This is a genomic window from Neisseria oralis (genome assembly GCF_045062685.1).
In the GTDB taxonomy this organism is placed as follows: Bacteria; Pseudomonadota; Gammaproteobacteria; order Burkholderiales; family Neisseriaceae; genus Neisseria; species Neisseria oralis.
In genome coordinates, this window is sequence record NZ_JBJGEB010000002.1 from 215,175 (window position 1) to 231,586 (window position 16,412).

A 16,412-nucleotide genomic window follows, 5' to 3' on the forward strand; every position below is an offset into this window, starting at 1 on the left:
AATGCGGGCGAACTGTTATACTTGTGGCCGTCTGAAAACTTGGATTGCCGTATGTATCAAAAGAAAACGCGCGGTGCGAAGCCGTGGATTATTATGGGTTGCGTGATTGCGGCGTTATTGTGGCTGCTTTACGCGCTGGGCGACATCCTGACGCCGTTCGTCATCGCGGCAGTGCTGGCCTATGTGCTGAACCCGCTGGTGGAATGGCTGCAACTCAAGCGCTTCAAACGCGGTGCGGCGTCGATGATGGTGATGGTGTTCGCATTGTCGGTGCTGCTGGCTTTGACGCTGATTATCGTACCGATGCTGATTAACCAGTTCAACAACCTCGTGGCACGGCTGCCGCAGATTACGGCTTTCGTGCAGAACACGCTGCTGCCGTGGCTGAGCCGGTATGCGGGCAGATATATCGAACTGGATACCCAGTCGATTGTAGGCTGGCTGCAATCGCATACGGGCGAGTTGAGCGGCACGCTGCAAAAAATCATGCCCGAAGTGATGAAGCAGAGCGGCAACGTCATCAGCGGCGTGAGCAACCTCTTCCTGCTGCCGTTTCTGCTGTATTACTTCCTGCTCGACTGGAGGCGCTGGTCGCAGGGCATCAGCAAACTGGTCCCCCGCCGCTTTATCGACACCTATTCGCGCATCACCGGCAATATGGACGAGGTTTTGGGCGAATTTTTGCGCGGGCAGTTGATGGTGATGCTGATTATGGGCGTGGTTTACGGTGTCGGGCTGATGCTGACCGGATTGGATTCGGGCTTCGCCATCGGCATGATTGCCGGTATTTTGGTGTTTATCCCGTATTTGGGCGCATTTACCGGCCTCTTGCTGGCGACGGTTGCCGCTTTGCTGCAATTCGGCACATGGCACGGCCTGATTATGGTGTGGGTGGTGTTCGGCATCGGCCAGTTCCTCGAAAGCTTTATCGTTACCCCGAAAATCGTCGGCGACCGCATCGGCCTGTCGCCGTTTTGGGTCATCTTCTCTCTGATGGCTTTCGGGCAACTCATGGGCTTCGTCGGCATGCTCGCCGGCCTGCCGCTTGCCGCCGTAACGCTGGTATTGCTGCGCGAGGGTGCGGCCGCCTACTTCGGCAGCCGTTTTTACAAACACAAATAAACCGAGGCCGTCTGAAACCCGATTTTCAGACGGCCTTCTAAACCCTCTTCCAACCGCCATGATGAACAATTTTGCACTTTGGTTTTTATCCGGTTTCATGTCGGTGCTGCTATGGGAAGTGCTTCCCGTAGACGACGGATACAGCTTTGCGGAAAAAATGAAGATATTAATCCTGTTTTCCATCATCATGACTGTTTTGCAGACCTTTTTCTTTCCGACACTGACGCCCTGAAACCATTTACACAAAGGACAATATGTTAGCCATTATCGGCGGCAGCGGCCTTGCCCGACTGCCCGAACTCACCATTACCGACCGCCGCATCGTGCGCACGCCCTACGGCCTGACCAGCAGCCCCATCCTGTTCGGCAGGCTGGGCGGGCTTGACATCGTCTTTCTCGCACGGCACGGTTTCGGCCATACCATCGCCCCGCACGAAATCAACTACCGCGCCAATATCTGGGCGCTGCATTCCATAGGCGCGGAAAACATCATCGCCGTATCGGCCGTTACCAGCATCAACCGCGAACTCGAAAACGGTTCGCTGGTGATGCCGCACGACCTCATCGACTACACCCACGGCCGCAAAAGCACATTCTTCGAAGGGCAGGAACAGGCCGTCGTCCATACCGATTTCGCCTGTCCCTATTCCGCCGAACTGCGCACTACGCTGCTCGAACACGTCGGCAGCCACGGCACTTACGTTTACAGCGAAGCCGTATACGGCTGCACGCAGGGTCCGCGCCTCGCCACCCATGCCGAAGTGCGCCGCTACCGTAACGACGGCGTGGACGTTTTAGGAATGACCGGAATGCCCGAAGCCGTTTTGGCACGCGAGCTCAACATCGGCTACGCCCACTTCTGCGGCATCATCGGCATGAGCTGCATCACCAACAACGGCAACGGCCGTCCCGATTTCTGCCAAACCGAATCCCATCAGGCCATCGAAAAAATCCGCCGCCTGCTCATCGACTTATAGGACCAACTATGCCCGATACCGTAATCATCGGCCTCGTTTCCACCAGCGACCGCGCCAGCGGCGGCATCTATCCGGACGAAGGCATCCCCTCGCTCAAAGCATGGCTGGCAAAAGCCGTCAGAAACCCCGTCCGCTTCATCGAGGCCCTCGTTCCCGACGAACAGGCCGAAATCGAAGCCGCGCTGAAAAAAATGACCGACGGCGACCGCTGCGACCTCATCTTCACCACTGGCGGCACAGGCCCCGCCCCGCGCGACGTTACCCCGGAAGCCACCCTGAACGTCATCGAAAAAGAAATGCCCGGTTTCGGCGAACAAATGCGCCAAATCAGCCTGTATTACGTCCCCACCGCCATCCTTTCGCGCCAAACCGCAGGCATACGCGGCAAATGCCTTATCGTCAACCTGCCCGGCCGCCCCAAAGCCATCGCCGAAACCCTCGGCGGCGTGCGCGGTGAAAACGGCGGCATCAAAGTGCACGGCCTGTTCAGCGCCATCCCCTACTGCATCGACCTTATCGGCGGCCCCTTCATCGAAACCGACGAAACCGTCAGCAAGGCGTTCAGACCGCAACGGAAATAAAGCGGACAAAAAAGGCCGTCTGAAAACCGATTTTCAGTTTTCAGACGGCCTCAATATCATTTTCAAGACCAATCCGCCCTTTTTTCCATATCTTCCACCGCCCTGACCAACGCTTCCGCCAAAGGTGCGTCAAATGCCGAATGTCCCGCTTGAACCGCGCGCAGTTCGGCTTCGGGGAGCGCCTGCGACAATTCCCACGCGCTTTGCATGGGGGTGCATAAGTCGTAGCGCCCTTGTACGATGATGGTCGGGATAGGGCGGATTTTGTCCGTGTTTGCCAAAATCGCTTTGTCGCCCTTCAGCCAGCCTTCGTTGACGAAATAATGGTTTTCCAAACGGGCGATGGCGAGCGATTGGTACGCGTCTTCATCGACGTCTTGCGGCTCGAAACGGATAAGGTAGCTTTCCCAGTCCGCCCAAGCCTTAGCCGCTTTCAGACGACCTGCTTCGTCTTCGCCGAACAGCATTTCGTGATACGCCGCAATCAGGCCGCCGCGTTTTTCTTCGGCGACGGGTGCGAGGAATTTCTGCCATTGCGCCGGATAAATCTGGCTGACGCCGCCCGCTTCGTTTAACCACGCCGTTTCAGACGGCCTGCACAGGAATATCCCGCGCAACACCAGTCCGGCAACGCGTTCGGGATGGGTTTCGGCATACGCCAGCGACAAGGTGCTGCCCCACGAACCGCCGAACACCAGCCATTTTCGGATGCCCAGCATTTCGCGGATTTTTTCGATGTCGGCAACCAAATCCCAAGTCGTGTTGTCATCGGTGCAGGCGTAAGGCAGCGAACGGCCGCAGCCGCGCTGGTCGATGATGACGATGCGGAACACGTCGGGATTGAAAAAGCCGCGGCAGGCAGGCGATGCGCCTGCGCCCGGGCCGCCATGAAGGAAGATGACGGGCAGGCCGTCGGGATTGCCGGACTCTTCCCAGTAGATTTGATGGATGTCCGATACTTGCAGCAGGCCGCTGCGGATGGGTTCGCGGATGGGGTGCATATCGTTTTTTTCCCGTTTCTTTTCCGAAGGTTGAAATTGTATCATTGGCGGCCTCAAAACAGCGTAGAATACCCGTCTGTTTTGACTCCCAAAAAGGAATACGAAATGCCTCAAAATACCGAATTGCACACCGAACCCCAAGGCGAGTTGCTGCTGCGCACCGTCGCCATGCCGCGCGACACCAACCCGAACCAGGATATTTTCGGCGGCTGGATTATGTCGCAGATGGATTTGGGCGGCGGCATTCTGGCGGCCGAAATCGCACAAGGCCGCATCGTAACCGTGGCCGTGCAGGAAATGAATTTCATCCGCCCCGTCAGGGTAGGCAACGTCGTTTGCTGTTACGGCCGTTGCGTACACGTCGGCAATACCTCGCTGCAACTGAAAATCGAAGTCTGGGTCAAAACACTGATGAACGATCATCTTACGGAAAACCGCCAACTCGTTACCGAAGCCGTATTTACCTATGTCGCCATTGATGCGGAAGGCAATACGCGGCCGATTCCGAAAGAAGGCAATCCGAAGCTGGCGGGACTGCTGTAACAATCAAGACAGGCCGTCTGAAAAATCATTTCAGACGGCCTGTCTTTATCAATCCGGCGGATAAAAAAACGGCATATCAAAAGGATATGCCGTTTTACGCTTAGGGTCGAGAACCGCTATATATGGCAGTGGTTTGTGTTTCAGTCCTCTTGCGCCCCGGTTTGCAGGTAGTTTGCCAAGCCGATGCCGGCAACCAGTTCCTGCTGAGTTTCCAGCCAGTCGATGTGTTCCTCGTTGATGTCTTTCTGCTTTTCCAACAAGTCACGGCTGACATAATCCTGCTTCTCTTCGCACAATGCGATGGCTTCAATTAAGGCCCCGTGTTTTTCCTGCTCCTTCTGCAAATCGCAGGAAAGGATTTCCTCGGCGCTTTCACCAATCAGCAGCTTGCCCAAATCTTGCAGGTTAGGCAGCCCCTCCAGAAACAAAATGCGTTCGATTAAATCATCGGCCGATTTCATCTCTTTGATGGATTGTTTGAAAAAATGTTCGCCCAATTCTTCAAAACCCCAGTTTTTCAGGATACGGGCATGGAGGAAATATTGGTTGATGGTAACCAGCAGCAAACCCAGATTCTTATTTAACTCGCGAATAACCAAACGGTCGCCTTGCATAATCAGCTCCTTTTCCTTACGCGCAAGATTACATCTGGCTTTGCAGGTAGTTTTGCTCGCCTACGAGTTCGATCAGGCGCAGTTGCTGTTCCAGCCAGTGCGCATGGTCTTCTTCGGTGTCTTTCAACTGTTGCAGCATCAGGTCGCGGGTAACGTAATCCTGAGCTTCCTCACACAGGCGGATACCTTTTTTCAGCGCGTCGCGCACTTCATATTCGGTATTCAGGTCGGCCTGAATGCAGGATTTCACATCGGTACCGATATTCAGTTCTGCTCGAACCATCTTGGGCGTACCGCCCAACATCAGGATGCGGCGGATGAATTGTTCGGCATGGGTGGTTTCCTCTTCCATCTCGTGGTTCAACCGGTCGAACAATTTGGTGTAGCCCCATTCGGAATACAGACGGGAATGGATGAAATATTGGTCGCGGGCGGCCAATTCGCCTGACAACAATTCGTTCATGTAGTCTAAAACTGCTTGATTGCCTTGCATAATGTTCTCTTTCTTTATCAAGTGATGCCGTCTGAAACACAGTGTAAAGGCGGCTGGTTAGTGTTGTATTTCGATGTAGTGAATTGTATTCAAGATTTTGGGTTCGCACAATTTTTCTATTTAAAATACAAACAATTATCAAAAATGATACTTGAACAGACAGGCCGTCTGAAAATTCAATTTCTTGTTTTACATGAAATTTTGTTGCCATTAGTATTAAGAATCCATTGCAACATTCAAATTTATTTACCTTCTTTAACCCTTACGATATGGCCATCCGATGCCGTTTTTCAACAATCCCGAAGCGAAAACCGAATAAATTTCCTTTATTTTTAAAACGCTTATGCTATTGATAATTTTTATCGAATGAAAATGCCAAACCGGTTTCCGCCGCAAAATCCGACTGAAGCAATCCGCTTATGTTACAATTCGCAGTTATTTTTTACTCAAGAACATTAAGGCAAGATTCAAGCCATGAAACAAATCCGCAATATCGCCATCATCGCCCACGTCGACCACGGCAAAACCACATTAGTAGACCAACTGCTACGCCAATCCGGCACATTCCGCGCCAACCAGCACGTCGACGATCGCGTGATGGACAGCAACGACATTGAAAAAGAACGCGGCATCACCATCCTCGCCAAAAACACCGCCATCGATTACGAAGGCTACCACATCAACATCGTCGACACTCCGGGACACGCCGACTTCGGCGGCGAGGTGGAGCGCGTTTTGGGTATGGTGGACTGCGTCGTATTATTGGTGGATGCGCAAGAAGGTCCGATGCCGCAAACCCGTTTTGTAACTAAAAAAGCCTTGGCTTTGGGACTGAAACCGATCGTCGTCATCAATAAAATTGACAAACCGTCCGCCCGTCCGAGCTGGGTCATCGACCAAACTTTCGAACTCTTCGACAACTTGGGCGCAACCGACGAGCAATTGGACTTCCCGATTGTCTACGCTTCCGGCCTGTCCGGTTTCGCCAAACTGGAAGAAACCGACGAGAGCAACGACATGCGTCCGCTGTTCGACACCATCTTAAAACACACGCCCGCACCGAGCGGCAGCGCAGACGAAACGCTGCAACTGCAAATTTCCCAACTCGACTACGACAACTACACCGGCCGTCTCGGCATCGGCCGCATCCTGAATGGCCGTATCAAACCCGGTCAAGTCGTTGCAGTGATGAACCACGACCAGCAAATCGCCCAAGGCCGCATCAACCAACTTCTAGGTTTCAAAGGCTTGGAACGCGTACCGCTTGAAGAAGCCGAAGCCGGCGACATCGTGATTATTTCCGGTATCGAAGACATCGGTATCGGCGTGACCATTACCGACAAAGACAATCCCAAAGGTCTGCCGATGTTGAGCGTGGACGAACCGACGCTGACCATGGACTTTATGGTGAACACCAGCCCGCTCGCGGGTACCGAAGGCAAATTCGTGACCAGCCGCCAAATCCGCGACCGCCTGCAAAAAGAGTTGCTGACCAACGTCGCCCTGCGCGTGGAAGATACTGCCGATGCCGACGTGTTCCGCGTATCCGGACGCGGCGAACTGCACCTGACCATTTTGCTGGAAAACATGCGCCGCGAAGGCTTTGAACTGGCAGTCGGCAAGCCGCGCGTCGTGTACCGCGACATCGACGGTCAAAAATGCGAACCTTATGAAAACCTGACCGTGGACGTGCCCGACGACAACCAAGGCGCGGTAATGGAAGAACTCGGCCGCCGCCGTGGCGAACTGACCAATATGGAAAGCGACGGCAACGGCCGTACCCGCCTCGAATACCATATTCCCGCGCGCGGCTTAATCGGTTTCCAAGGCGAATTCATGACCCTGACGCGCGGTGTCGGCCTGATGAGCCACGTATTCGACGACTACGCGCCCGTGAAACCCGATATGCCCGGCCGTCACAACGGCGTACTGATTTCCCAAGAACAAGGCGAAGCCGTCGCTTATGCCTTATGGAATCTGGAAGACCGTGGCCGTATGTTCGTGTCGCCTAACGACAAAATCTACGAAGGCATGATTATCGGCATCCACAGCCGCGACAACGATTTGGTGGTCAACCCGCTCAAAGGCAAAAAACTCACCAACATCCGCGCCAGCGGTACTGACGAAGCCGTGCGCCTGACCACGCCGATCAAGCTGACGCTGGAAGGTGCGGTCGAGTTTATCGACGATGACGAACTCGTTGAAATCACGCCGCAGTCCATCCGTCTGCGCAAGCGTTACCTGAGCGAACTGGAACGCCGCCGCCATTTTAAAAAGCTGGATTAATCCAAACAAATACGGATTAAGCACATAAAAAGGCCGTCTGAAAACGATAAAAACGGAAAATAATTCCGAAATATTGATTTTCAGACGGCCTTTTAACCGTTATAGTGGATAAACTTATTTCAGCTTCACAGAAACCCCGTTTTAGCTTCGCAGAAACTGCGTTTTCTGCCAAGGCATACCATATTGAATTGAAATAAGAAATATACAGCCACCATCATCAGCTTATGCCAGCCCGTTACGCTTTCCTGCGCAGGCTGGAAACTGGGAAAAGTTGAGAATAAAAATAATCTTTAAACCTTTCTGAGAACAACGTAAACCGCTCTTCCCCAATTTCAGACGGCCTCCCCGTTCAAACCATCATCCTTTAAACCTATGAGCCAACAGCCGAACACCGCCGAACAGGCCGAAATCCCGCAAGACCAAACCGTCCCGCGCAGCAATACCGACAACGCGCCGCGTTCCGCCATCCACCAAACGCTTTATTCCGCCGATACGTTTGCCCAGCACGATTATCTCGCGGGTAAAAAACTGCCCGATATCGCCCGCCCGCAAGCGGGGCAGACCAACTGGCTGCATTTCGTCGGCATCAACGACGCCGCGCTGCTCAAACACACGCTGGAGCCTTACGGCATCCACGAGCTGGTCATCGAAGACATCCTCAGCCGCAAACAACGCCCCAAAATCGAAGACTACGACAATTATCTGTTTATCGCCGCTCAGGTTTACCACTACACCGCCGCCGGCAAACTGAATTCCGACCAGGTGTATCTGATTATCGGCAAGGATTTCGTGTTGTCGTTCCAGCAAAAACCGCTGGGGCTGTTCAGCCAGTTGCGCCGCCAAATGAGCGAAAACCTGCGCGGCATCCTCGGTAAAAACACCGCTTTCCTCGCCTATTGCCTGCTCGACCGCATCGTGGACGACTATTTCATCGTTTTAGAAGAGTACAACAACCGCGTCGAAGCCATAGACAAATCCCTGTTTAAAAACGAAAACAGCGACATTCTCGGCAAAATCCACCGACTCAAACGCGATGCCGTCCGCCTGCGCCGCACGCTCTTGCCTTTGCGCGATGTGTTCTATCAGCTTGCCGTACGCGGCGATTTTGCCATTTTCAAAGGCGAATCCACCGTCTATCTGCGCGACGTGTACGACCACAACATGCAGCTTATCGAATCGCTCGACGCCTCGCGCGACATGGTGTTGAGCATGATGGACATCTACCTTTCCTTCCAGTCCAACCGCATGAATCAGCAGATGCGCGTTCTGACCGTCATCACCATCATCTTTATGCCGCTGACCGTCATCACCGGCATCTACGGCATGAACTTCGACAACATGCCCGAGCTGCATTGGCATTACGGCTATTTTATGGTTTTAGGTTTGATGCTGTGCATCATCGTCGGGCTGCTGATTTTCTTCTCGCGCAGGAAATGGTTATGAAAAAGGCCGTCTGAAAAACAGGTTTCAGACGGCCTCCATCCAAACGTACAAACCAGCTAAAAAAGGAACACATCAATGGAACAAACCCGCCAACTCCCTTCACACGAACTCATCATGTCCGAACTGATGATGCCGGACACCGCCAATTTCAGCGGTAACGTCCACGGCGGCGAACTTTTGCGCCTGCTCGACCAAGTCGCTTATTCCTGCGCCAGCCGTTACAGCGGCAACTACTGCGTTACCCTGTCTGTCGATAAGGTCTTGTTTAAAGAGCCGATACACGTCGGCGACTTGGTGACCTTCTACGCCAGCGTCAACTACACGGGCAGAACTTCCATGGAAATCGGCATCCGTGTCGAAGCGCAAAACATCCGTACCGGCGAAGTGCGCCATACCAATAGCTGCTACTTCACTATGGTCGCGGTCGAAGACGGCAAACCTGTTCCCGTCCCGCCGTTGGAAATCACCACCGAACGCCAACGCTGCCGTTTCGACAAAGCCAAAAAACGCAAGGAACTGAGCTTACGTGCCGCCGACGAATCGTCATGCGGTTGCGATTGAAAACACAAACAATCCGGTTTGTACGCTTTTGAAACGATAAAAGGCCGTCTGAAAAATTCTTTCAGACGGCCTTTTGATTGATATGCAGCTATACGCGGAACAAATCCAGCGCTTTGGCAAACACCATCACCACTCCGTAAACCAAAGGAATACTGACGACGGCCCAGCGCCACCAGACGGAAATACCGCCGCGCGATACGTTTTCCTTCAGCAGGTAGGCATCGGAAATCGCCGTTTCGTCATCAGGATTGCCGCTGACGGCTGCTTTTTTGATGTCGGTCTCGTGATGTTTCTCGTGCACCGCCTTGACGCACAGGTTGCACAGCAAACCTGCCACCAGCAATGCCGCCATGATGTACATGGTTACGCCGTACGCTTCGGCCGCAGGCACGCCGCGGTCAATCTGGCCTTGGCGGATATAGTTGACCAGCACCGGACCGATAACCGCCGCCGTCGACCACGCCAGCAGAATCCGGCCGTGGATGGCGCCGACCTGATAAGTGCCGAACAAGTCCTTCAAGTAAGCCGGAATGGCCGCAAAACCGCCGCCATACATGGAAATAATCGCGCAAAATCCGATGATAAACAATACCTTGTTACCGCTCGCCCCGATAGAAGGGATGGCAAAATAAAGCAGTGCCCCCAGCACGAAGAAAACCGTGTAAGTATTTTTGCGGCCGATTTTGTCGGAAACACTGGACCACACGAAACGCCCGCCCATATTGAACAGGCTCAACAGGCTGACGAAACCCGCCGCCGCTCCCGCTCCGACCGCCGCGCTTTTACCTACCGAAACCTCGGAAAACAGTTCCTGAATCATAACCGAAGCCTGTCCCAACACGCCGATACCGGCCGTTACATTGAGGCACAAAATCCAAAACAGCAGCCAGAACTGCGGCGTCTTCATGGCCTGCGAAACATTCACATGATTGTTGCTGACCAGCCTCCCCGCCGATTTCGGCGCAACGTAACCGTCGGGTTTCCAGCCGTCTGCGGGAACGCGGATGGTAAACGCGCCGAACATCATCAGCACGAAATAAAAAATTCCCAACACCACAAAAGTCTCGGTCACGCCGACTGAAACCGGACTGCTGAAAAAACCCATCAAGGCCACCGACAACGGCGAAGCCAGCATCGCGCCGCCGCCGAAACCCATAATCGCCAGCCCCGTCGCCATGCCCGGTTTGTCCGGAAACCACTTCATCAGTGTCGAAACCGGCCCGATATAGCCCAAGCCCAGCCCCACGCCGCCGATAACGCCGTTGCCCAGATAAAGCAGGAAAAGATTGTGCCAGTGCACGCCCAAAGCCGAAATCAGAAAACCGGAACCGAAACAGCAGGCTGCCACAAACATCGCCTTACGCGGACCGACGCGCTCCATCCAAGTGCCGAACAAAGCCGCCGACGCGCCCAGCATCGCCAGCGCGATACTGAAAATCCAGCCCACTGTCGCCAGTTGCCAGTCGCCCGCAGCCGGTTCGCTAATGCCGATTAATTTTGCTAAGGGCGCGTTGAAAACCGAATAAGCGTAAATCTGCCCGATGGCAAGATGCACCGCCAGCGCGGCCGGCGGCACCAGCCAGCGGTTAAACCCCGGCTTGGCGACTGTGGCCTGCCTATCTAAAAATTTCATACCTTCCTCTTAAAATGATATGTGTAAAAATAATCGGTTCGGAATACCGAACCGCATAAATTGTTGACAATATTTTAGCATAGGCCGCCGCCCTGCCCCCGCATTCCAAGCATGAGTTTTTTTAAACCGAAGCGGCAAATAATTTCATACACCTTTCAGACGGCTTCAAAACAAGCTATATTTACAGCCTTCAAACCGTATCCCGCATGGCTTTCAGACGGCCTCCGCATCCGTGGGGCCGTCTGAAACGCCTCGAAAAGGAGTTTCCCATGCAGACCCAAGCCGTCATCGGCCACATCACCGGCTGGCTGAAAGACTACGCCCTCAACGCCCGCGCCAAGGGCTTCGTCGTCGGAGTATCCGGCGGTATCGACTCTGCCGTCGTATCCGCGCTGGCCGCCCGCACCGGCCTGTCCGTCCTGCTTTTGGACATGCCCATCCGCCAGAAGGCAGACCAGTCCGGCCGCGCGCAGGAACACATCCGCGACCTGACACGGCTCTTTCCCAACGTCAGCGGCCAAACCGTCGATCTGACCCCGACCTTCGACACCTTCGCCGCCACCGTCGAAGCCGGCGGATCCGAATTCCCCGACAAACAGCTTGCCCTCGCCAACGCCCGCTCGCGCCTGCGCATGGTTACGCTTTATTATTACGGCCAGATACACGGTTATCTGGTAACGGGCACCGGCAACAAAATCGAAGACTTCGGCGTCGGTTTTTTCACCAAATACGGCGACGGCGGCGTGGACATCAGCCCCATCGCCGACCTGACCAAAACCCAGGTTTATCAACTCGCCGCCGAGCTGGGCGTCGCCGAATCCATACAGAAAGCCGTCCCCACCGACGGCCTGTGGGACACCGAGCGCACCGACGAAGAGCAGATGGGGGCCAGCTATCCCGAACTCGAATGGGCGATGAGCGTATACGGAACGGCCAAGCCCGAAGATTTCGAAGGCCGCCGACGCAAAGTTCTGGAAATCTACACCCGCCTGCACAAAGCCATGCAGCACAAAGTCAATCCGATTCCCGTCTGCACCATTCCGGCGGCGCTGCTGGAATAAACGCCGGACGCGAAACACAATAAAAGGCCGTCTGAAAGATTTTCAGACGGCCTCGACCTTATTATCCGGCAATGAAAGAACGGCATATCAGGGCCACAGCCAAGCCCACACCCTGCGGCCTTCGCCCTGCAACAACATCAGCGTGCGGCAGGCGGAAGCGGTGTTCATACATTCCAGCCCGATACCGTGTACGGCGAGTTCGGCGGCGATTTTCGGATGAAGGAACTGTTGTTGTTCCCCTGTTCCGACCAAAACGATTTCGGGCGGCTCTTCGGAAGAGGCCGTCTGAAAAAAATCTTCCGCCGACAAATCGGACGGTTTTCGCCCGTCCATTGGCCCGACGGTACCGTCTTTCAGCACGACAGGTTCGCGGTATATTTTCCCGCTGATTTCCAACGCCCCGCCGCCGTAGGCGGTAACGGTAAAACCGTCTGCCCCCCGGTTTTCTTCAATCAACATGCCAACTCCGTTTATTCGGTAAAAAAAGTGCAAAAACAACCAATTTCGGGTACGATTAGCGATTTTACCGCCAGCCGCACGCCAACGGCGGCACTATATACCAGTGCGGAAATTTACGCCATACGCCGCCCGAATGCGGCTTCGTCTTATTTGAAAATACGGCTCGACAAGGAGATACAATGAAGCCAGTAAACATCGGTCTTTTAGGCTTGGGTACGGTCGGCGGCGGTACGGCTGCCGTGTTGCAGGACAATGCGGCGGAAATCAGCCGCCGTTTAGGGCGCGAAGTGCGCATTCGTGCCGTCTGCGACTTGAGCGAAGAAAAAGCCCGCCAAATCTGTCCGTCCGCAGCCTTCGTCAAAGACCCGTTCGAACTGGTGGCGCGTGAAGACGTCGATGTCGTCGTCGAATTGTTCGGCGGTACCGGCATCGCCAAAGAAACGGTATTGAAAGCCATTGAAAACGGCAAACACATCGTTACCGCCAACAAAAAACTGCTCGCCGAATACGGCAACGAAATCTTCCCGCTGGCGGAAGAGAAAAACGTCATGGTGCAATTTGAAGCGGCAGTAGCAGGCGGCATCCCGATTATCAAGGCCCTGCGCGAAGGCCTCGCCGCCAACCGCATCCGCAGCATCGCCGGCATCATCAACGGCACCAGCAACTTCATCCTCTCCGAAATGCGCGAAAAAGGCAGCGCGTTTGCCGACGTATTGAAAGAAGCGCAGGCATTGGGCTATGCCGAAGCCGACCCGACCTTCGACATCGAAGGCAACGACGCAGGCCATAAAATCACCATCATGAGCGCGCTGGCATTCGGTACGCCGATGAACTTCCCCGCCTGCTACCTCGAGGGCATCAGCAAACTCGACAGCCGCGACATCAAATACGCCGAAGAACTCGGCTACCGCATCAAACTTCTGGGCATCACCCGCAAAACCGACAAAGGCATCGAATTGCGCGTCCATCCGACCCTGATTCCCGAAAGCCGCCTCTTGGCAAACGTCAACGGCGTGATGAACGCCGTGCGCGTCAACGCCGATATGGTCGGCGACACCTTATATTACGGCGCGGGCGCGGGCGCACTGCCGACCGCTTCCGCCGTGGTTGCCGACATCATCGACATCGCCCGCCTGATTGACGCCGATACCGGCCACCGCGTGCCGCATTTAGCGTTCCAGCCCGCCCAAGTCCAAGCACAAACCATCCTGCCTATGGACGAAATCACCAGCAGCTACTACCTGCGCGTCCAAGCCAAAGACGAACCGGGCACGCTGGGGCAAATCGCCGCGCTTCTGGCGAAAGAAAACGTGTCCATCGAAGCCTTAATCCAAAAAGGCGTCATCGACCAAACCACCGCTGAAATCGTGATTCTGACCCACAGTACGGTCGAGAAAAACATCAAGCGCGCCATCGAAGCCATCGAAGCATTAAGCTGCGTGGAAAAACCGATTATCATGATCCGCATGGAAAGCCTGCATGACTGAGCCGAAAAACGAAACGTCCGCGGAAGAACAGGCGGCGGCGCGTAAAAAGGCAAAAGCCAAAATCCGCACCATCCGCATTTGGGCGTGGGTTATTTTGGCGCTGCTCGCCGCCACCGCCCTGCTCTCGCAGTGCGCCATGTCCAAACCGCAGGCCAAGCGGAACATCATTGAATCCTGCATCAAAAACATTCCGTTTTCCGACAAATGGCAGGCCGATTTGAAGGCGCGCGGCTTGGAAGGACAGGGAGACAAGGTTATCGCGGACTACTGCACCTGTATGTGGGAACGGCCGCTGGACAAGCTCTCCGACAAACAAATCCGCTCTTTCAGCAAAATCAGCGCGCAAGAACAACTCAAGCTGCTCGGCGGTGCCGATGCCTTTGAAGAGCGCGACAGGCAATGCGTCGCAAACCTGAAGGTCAGATAAACGGCGTCCGTTAAAAACATCAAGGCCGTCTGAAAAACAGCAACTCGTTTTTTCAGACGGCCTCTTAATATTCATTGCAATCAGACCGGAGCCTAACCTTTATCCGATTCGATTTTCTCCATAAAGTCGCTGCGGCCGACCAGCAGCCAGCACAACCACAAAGCCGCCGCCGCCAGCAATGCCCCCGCAACCCCGATGGTGTTCAATCCGAACCACACGGTAACATAATGTCCCAACAGCGCGCCGCCGCCGATGCCGACGTTATACAATCCCGAGTAAATCGAACTGGCCACATCTGTCGCATCCGAAGCAAAATTCAGCACTTTCGACATCATGCCCAGACTGACAATCGAAATCGCCATCCCCCAGACGAAACACAACACATAAACCGCAGGTGCATAACCGGCCAGCGGCAGAAGCAGCAGCGTCGCCGACATAATCACCCCGACCGAACCCGTCAGGAAGCGGCGCGGGAATTTGGCGAACCATCTGCCGAAAACATACGAAGCCGCAAATCCGGCCAAACCGTACAAACCCAAGACCAGCGTAACCTGTTCCGGCCGGAAACCGCCGGTTTGCAGCACGAACGGTTCGACATAGCTGTATGCCGTGAAATGTGCCGTGATAACCAACACCGTCAGCGCATACAGCATCATCAGGTTTTTGCGCTTCAGCAAAACCGGCAGGCTGCTTAAAGAGCCGCTGTTCCTGCTCGGCAGCAGCGGCAGGTTTTTCGCCAGAATCATCATCACCGCCGCCGCACAAACCCCGATGAGCAGGAAACTGACCTGCCAACTGAAATACTGGCCGATGACGCGCCCCAGCGGGATACCCATCACCATCGCCATCACCGTGCCGGTACTGAGCAGGCCCAAAGCCTGATTGCCCTTGCCCTGCGGCGCGACGCGCACCGCCAGCGAAGCCGTAATCGACCAGAATACCGCGTGCGTCAGCGCGATTCCGATACGGCTGAGCAGCAGGATTTCAAAGTTCCACGCCAGAAACGATACGGCATGGCTGGCGGTAAACAGCGCAAACAGCACCAGCAGCAGGCGGCGGCGCTCAAAATTCTTGGTCGCCAGCATCAGCGGCAGCGACAGCAGCGCCACAATCCACGCATAAACCGTAATCATCACGCCTACCCCGGTCGGCGGCATATTGAAACTTTTGCCGATGTCGCTCAAAAGCGCAATCGGAATATACTCGGTCGTATTGAAAATAAACGCCCCCACCGCCAGCGCCATCACACTGAGCCACTGTTTTTTCTGAGTTTCCGATGTTGCCATCCCTTATCCTTTTTCCAATCCAAAAACTCCGTATTCTACCCTCCGCCCAAAACTATTTGAATCATAACAAGCAACTACATCTTTCAGACGGCCTGAAACCGCCCTGAGGCCGTCTGAAAAAACAACACTGCGCAATCCGCCCCCCGCTTGACACTGCCCCCACGTCAAGGTTTATATTTAGCTCCGTCATCCTAACCAAAATCCAAAGGAAAACATTATGCAAACAGTAACCCTAAACATCGGCGGCATGTCCTGCGGCGGTTGCGTCAAAAGCGTAACCCGCATTCTAGAAGGCATCGACGGCGTCGGCAAAGCCGAAGTCAGCCTCGAAAACAAAAACGCCGCGGTTACATTCGACCCTGCCAAAACCAACCCCGACGTACTGATCGAAGCCGTTGAAGACGGCGGTTTCGACGCCTCGCGGTAACGCGCCGATAC

19 protein-coding genes are annotated in these 16,412 nt (G+C 54.6%); 13 read left to right on the forward strand and 6 right to left on the reverse strand.

What is annotated here, in order from left to right; genetic code table 11:
- Positions 1 to 51 precede the first annotated feature (51 nt).
- Genes ACI43T_RS02940 through mog form a run of 4 tightly spaced genes read left to right on the forward strand, consistent with a single transcriptional unit; the run spans position 52 to position 2,680 of the window.
- The gene (locus tag ACI43T_RS02940; protein WP_308023616.1) at positions 52 to 1,122 is read left to right on the forward strand and encodes an AI-2E family transporter; all 1,071 of its coding nucleotides are present in this window, start codon (positions 52 to 54) and stop codon (positions 1,120 to 1,122) included.
- Positions 1,123 to 1,180: 58 nt separating this feature from the next.
- Positions 1,181 to 1,354: a hypothetical protein gene (locus ACI43T_RS02945; protein WP_009173455.1), complete on the forward strand. Its 174-nt coding sequence runs from the start codon at positions 1,181 to 1,183 to the stop codon at positions 1,352 to 1,354.
- Positions 1,355 to 1,376: 22 nt separating this feature from the next.
- Positions 1,377 to 2,099 carry an S-methyl-5'-thioinosine phosphorylase gene (locus ACI43T_RS02950; RefSeq protein WP_009173454.1) on the forward strand — a complete coding sequence of 241 codons (723 nt, stop codon included), beginning with the start codon at positions 1,377 to 1,379 and terminating at the stop codon, positions 2,097 to 2,099.
- 8 nt (positions 2,100 to 2,107) lie between these two features.
- On the forward strand, positions 2,108 to 2,680 hold the full coding sequence (mog, locus tag ACI43T_RS02955) for a molybdopterin adenylyltransferase (RefSeq protein ID WP_405385495.1): 573 nt from the start codon (positions 2,108 to 2,110) through the stop codon (positions 2,678 to 2,680).
- Between the two features lie 62 nt (positions 2,681 to 2,742).
- Here mog and pip read toward each other — a convergent pair whose 3' ends face one another.
- Positions 2,743 to 3,681, reverse strand: coding sequence for a prolyl aminopeptidase (gene pip / locus ACI43T_RS02960; protein WP_405385496.1), 939 nt, complete (start codon positions 3,679 to 3,681; stop codon positions 2,743 to 2,745).
- A 105-nt stretch (positions 3,682 to 3,786) separates the two neighbouring features.
- Here pip and yciA point away from each other — a divergent pair, with 105 nt between their 5' ends.
- A complete protein-coding gene (gene yciA / locus ACI43T_RS02965; protein WP_293277943.1) occupies positions 3,787 to 4,224 on the forward strand; it encodes an acyl-CoA thioester hydrolase YciA in 438 nt (145 codons plus the stop codon).
- 140 nt (positions 4,225 to 4,364) lie between these two features.
- Here the strand turns inward: yciA and bfr (ACI43T_RS02970) are convergent, their stop codons facing one another.
- Both bfr (ACI43T_RS02970) and bfr (ACI43T_RS02975) read right to left on the reverse strand, forming a co-directional pair.
- Complete coding sequence (gene bfr / locus ACI43T_RS02970; RefSeq protein ID WP_377079837.1) at positions 4,365 to 4,838, reverse strand: bacterioferritin; 474 nt, start codon at positions 4,836 to 4,838, stop codon at positions 4,365 to 4,367.
- Positions 4,839 to 4,866: 28 nt separating this feature from the next.
- Positions 4,867 to 5,331 carry a bacterioferritin gene (gene bfr, locus ACI43T_RS02975; protein ID WP_009173449.1) on the reverse strand — a complete coding sequence of 155 codons (465 nt, stop codon included), beginning with the start codon at positions 5,329 to 5,331 and terminating at the stop codon, positions 4,867 to 4,869.
- 474 nt (positions 5,332 to 5,805) lie between these two features.
- On the opposite strand from bfr (ACI43T_RS02975), the gene typA reads away from it, so the two are divergent.
- The 3 genes from typA to ACI43T_RS02990 all read left to right on the forward strand — a co-directional run bounded on the left by typA (position 5,806) and on the right by ACI43T_RS02990 (position 9,621).
- The gene (gene typA, locus ACI43T_RS02980; RefSeq protein WP_405385497.1) at positions 5,806 to 7,617 is read left to right on the forward strand and encodes a translational GTPase TypA; all 1,812 of its coding nucleotides are present in this window, start codon (positions 5,806 to 5,808) and stop codon (positions 7,615 to 7,617) included.
- 372 nt (positions 7,618 to 7,989) lie between these two features.
- Positions 7,990 to 9,060 (forward strand): magnesium/cobalt transporter CorA, encoded by a 1,071-nt coding sequence (corA, locus tag ACI43T_RS02985; RefSeq protein ID WP_405385498.1) that lies wholly within the window; start codon positions 7,990 to 7,992, stop codon positions 9,058 to 9,060.
- Positions 9,061 to 9,135: 75 nt separating this feature from the next.
- Entirely contained in the window at positions 9,136 to 9,621 is a 486-nt protein-coding gene (locus ACI43T_RS02990; protein ID WP_009173445.1) for an acyl-CoA thioesterase, read from the forward strand.
- 88 nt (positions 9,622 to 9,709) lie between these two features.
- Here ACI43T_RS02990 and ACI43T_RS02995 read toward each other — a convergent pair whose 3' ends face one another.
- Positions 9,710 to 11,254, reverse strand: coding sequence for an L-lactate MFS transporter (locus ACI43T_RS02995; RefSeq protein ID WP_405385499.1), 1,545 nt, complete (start codon positions 11,252 to 11,254; stop codon positions 9,710 to 9,712).
- Positions 11,255 to 11,523: 269 nt separating this feature from the next.
- On the opposite strand from ACI43T_RS02995, the gene nadE reads away from it, so the two are divergent.
- Positions 11,524 to 12,315, forward strand: coding sequence for an NAD(+) synthase (nadE, locus tag ACI43T_RS03000; protein ID WP_405385500.1), 792 nt, complete (start codon positions 11,524 to 11,526; stop codon positions 12,313 to 12,315).
- 87 nt (positions 12,316 to 12,402) lie between these two features.
- Here the strand turns inward: nadE and ACI43T_RS03005 are convergent, their stop codons facing one another.
- Positions 12,403 to 12,774, reverse strand: a complete 372-nt coding sequence (locus tag ACI43T_RS03005; protein ID WP_405385501.1) for an Mth938-like domain-containing protein — start codon at positions 12,772 to 12,774, stop codon at positions 12,403 to 12,405.
- Between the two features lie 27 nt (positions 12,775 to 12,801).
- Here ACI43T_RS03005 and ACI43T_RS03010 point away from each other — a divergent pair, with 27 nt between their 5' ends.
- Genes ACI43T_RS03010 through ACI43T_RS03020 form a run of 3 tightly spaced genes read left to right on the forward strand, consistent with a single transcriptional unit; the run spans position 12,802 to position 14,688 of the window.
- Positions 12,802 to 12,957 (forward strand): hypothetical protein, encoded by a 156-nt coding sequence (locus ACI43T_RS03010; RefSeq protein ID WP_293277951.1) that lies wholly within the window; start codon positions 12,802 to 12,804, stop codon positions 12,955 to 12,957.
- Positions 12,954 to 14,261 (forward strand): homoserine dehydrogenase, encoded by a 1,308-nt coding sequence (locus ACI43T_RS03015; protein WP_314105503.1) that lies wholly within the window; start codon positions 12,954 to 12,956, stop codon positions 14,259 to 14,261. The genes ACI43T_RS03010 and ACI43T_RS03015 overlap by 4 nt, the downstream gene beginning before the upstream one ends.
- Positions 14,254 to 14,688 carry a hypothetical protein gene (locus ACI43T_RS03020; protein WP_314764208.1) on the forward strand — a complete coding sequence of 145 codons (435 nt, stop codon included), beginning with the start codon at positions 14,254 to 14,256 and terminating at the stop codon, positions 14,686 to 14,688. The genes ACI43T_RS03015 and ACI43T_RS03020 overlap by 8 nt, the downstream gene beginning before the upstream one ends.
- A 92-nt stretch (positions 14,689 to 14,780) precedes the next feature.
- On the opposite strand, the gene ACI43T_RS03025 is transcribed toward ACI43T_RS03020, so the two are convergent.
- Positions 14,781 to 15,974, reverse strand: a complete 1,194-nt coding sequence (locus ACI43T_RS03025; RefSeq protein WP_405385502.1) for a sugar transporter — start codon at positions 15,972 to 15,974, stop codon at positions 14,781 to 14,783.
- A 217-nt stretch (positions 15,975 to 16,191) separates the two neighbouring features.
- Here ACI43T_RS03025 and ACI43T_RS03030 point away from each other — a divergent pair, with 217 nt between their 5' ends.
- Positions 16,192 to 16,401 (forward strand): heavy-metal-associated domain-containing protein, encoded by a 210-nt coding sequence (locus ACI43T_RS03030; RefSeq protein WP_405385503.1) that lies wholly within the window; start codon positions 16,192 to 16,194, stop codon positions 16,399 to 16,401.
- Positions 16,402 to 16,412 lie beyond the last annotated feature (11 nt).

Excerpts from the sequence above, each read along its gene's own strand:
- ACI43T_RS02945 (WP_009173455.1), top strand. The coding sequence starts at position 1,181 with ATGATGAACAATTTTGCACTTTGGTTTTTATCCGGTTTCATGTCGGTG.
- ACI43T_RS03015 (WP_314105503.1), top strand. The coding sequence starts at position 12,954 with ATGAAGCCAGTAAACATCGGTCTTTTAGGCTTGGGTACGGTCGGCGGC.
- ACI43T_RS03025 (WP_405385502.1), bottom strand. The coding sequence starts at position 15,974 with ATGGCAACATCGGAAACTCAGAAAAAACAGTGGCTCAGTGTGATGGCG.
- corA (WP_405385498.1), top strand. The coding sequence starts at position 7,990 with ATGAGCCAACAGCCGAACACCGCCGAACAGGCCGAAATCCCGCAAGAC.
- ACI43T_RS02990 (WP_009173445.1), top strand. The coding sequence starts at position 9,136 with ATGGAACAAACCCGCCAACTCCCTTCACACGAACTCATCATGTCCGAA.
- nadE (WP_405385500.1), top strand. The coding sequence starts at position 11,524 with ATGCAGACCCAAGCCGTCATCGGCCACATCACCGGCTGGCTGAAAGAC.
- bfr (WP_009173449.1), bottom strand. The coding sequence starts at position 5,331 with ATGCAAGGCAATCAAGCAGTTTTAGACTACATGAACGAATTGTTGTCA.
- ACI43T_RS03030 (WP_405385503.1), top strand. The coding sequence starts at position 16,192 with ATGCAAACAGTAACCCTAAACATCGGCGGCATGTCCTGCGGCGGTTGC.
- ACI43T_RS03020 (WP_314764208.1), top strand. The coding sequence starts at position 14,254 with ATGACTGAGCCGAAAAACGAAACGTCCGCGGAAGAACAGGCGGCGGCG.
- pip (WP_405385496.1), bottom strand. The coding sequence starts at position 3,681 with ATGCACCCCATCCGCGAACCCATCCGCAGCGGCCTGCTGCAAGTATCG.
- bfr (WP_377079837.1), bottom strand. The coding sequence starts at position 4,838 with ATGCAAGGCGACCGTTTGGTTATTCGCGAGTTAAATAAGAATCTGGGT.
- ACI43T_RS02995 (WP_405385499.1), bottom strand. The coding sequence starts at position 11,254 with ATGAAATTTTTAGATAGGCAGGCCACAGTCGCCAAGCCGGGGTTTAAC.
- ACI43T_RS03005 (WP_405385501.1), bottom strand. The coding sequence starts at position 12,774 with ATGTTGATTGAAGAAAACCGGGGGGCAGACGGTTTTACCGTTACCGCC.
- ACI43T_RS02940 (WP_308023616.1), top strand. The coding sequence starts at position 52 with ATGTATCAAAAGAAAACGCGCGGTGCGAAGCCGTGGATTATTATGGGT.
- typA (WP_405385497.1), top strand. The coding sequence starts at position 5,806 with ATGAAACAAATCCGCAATATCGCCATCATCGCCCACGTCGACCACGGC.
- mog (WP_405385495.1), top strand. The coding sequence starts at position 2,108 with ATGCCCGATACCGTAATCATCGGCCTCGTTTCCACCAGCGACCGCGCC.
- yciA (WP_293277943.1), top strand. The coding sequence starts at position 3,787 with ATGCCTCAAAATACCGAATTGCACACCGAACCCCAAGGCGAGTTGCTG.
- ACI43T_RS02950 (WP_009173454.1), top strand. The coding sequence starts at position 1,377 with ATGTTAGCCATTATCGGCGGCAGCGGCCTTGCCCGACTGCCCGAACTC.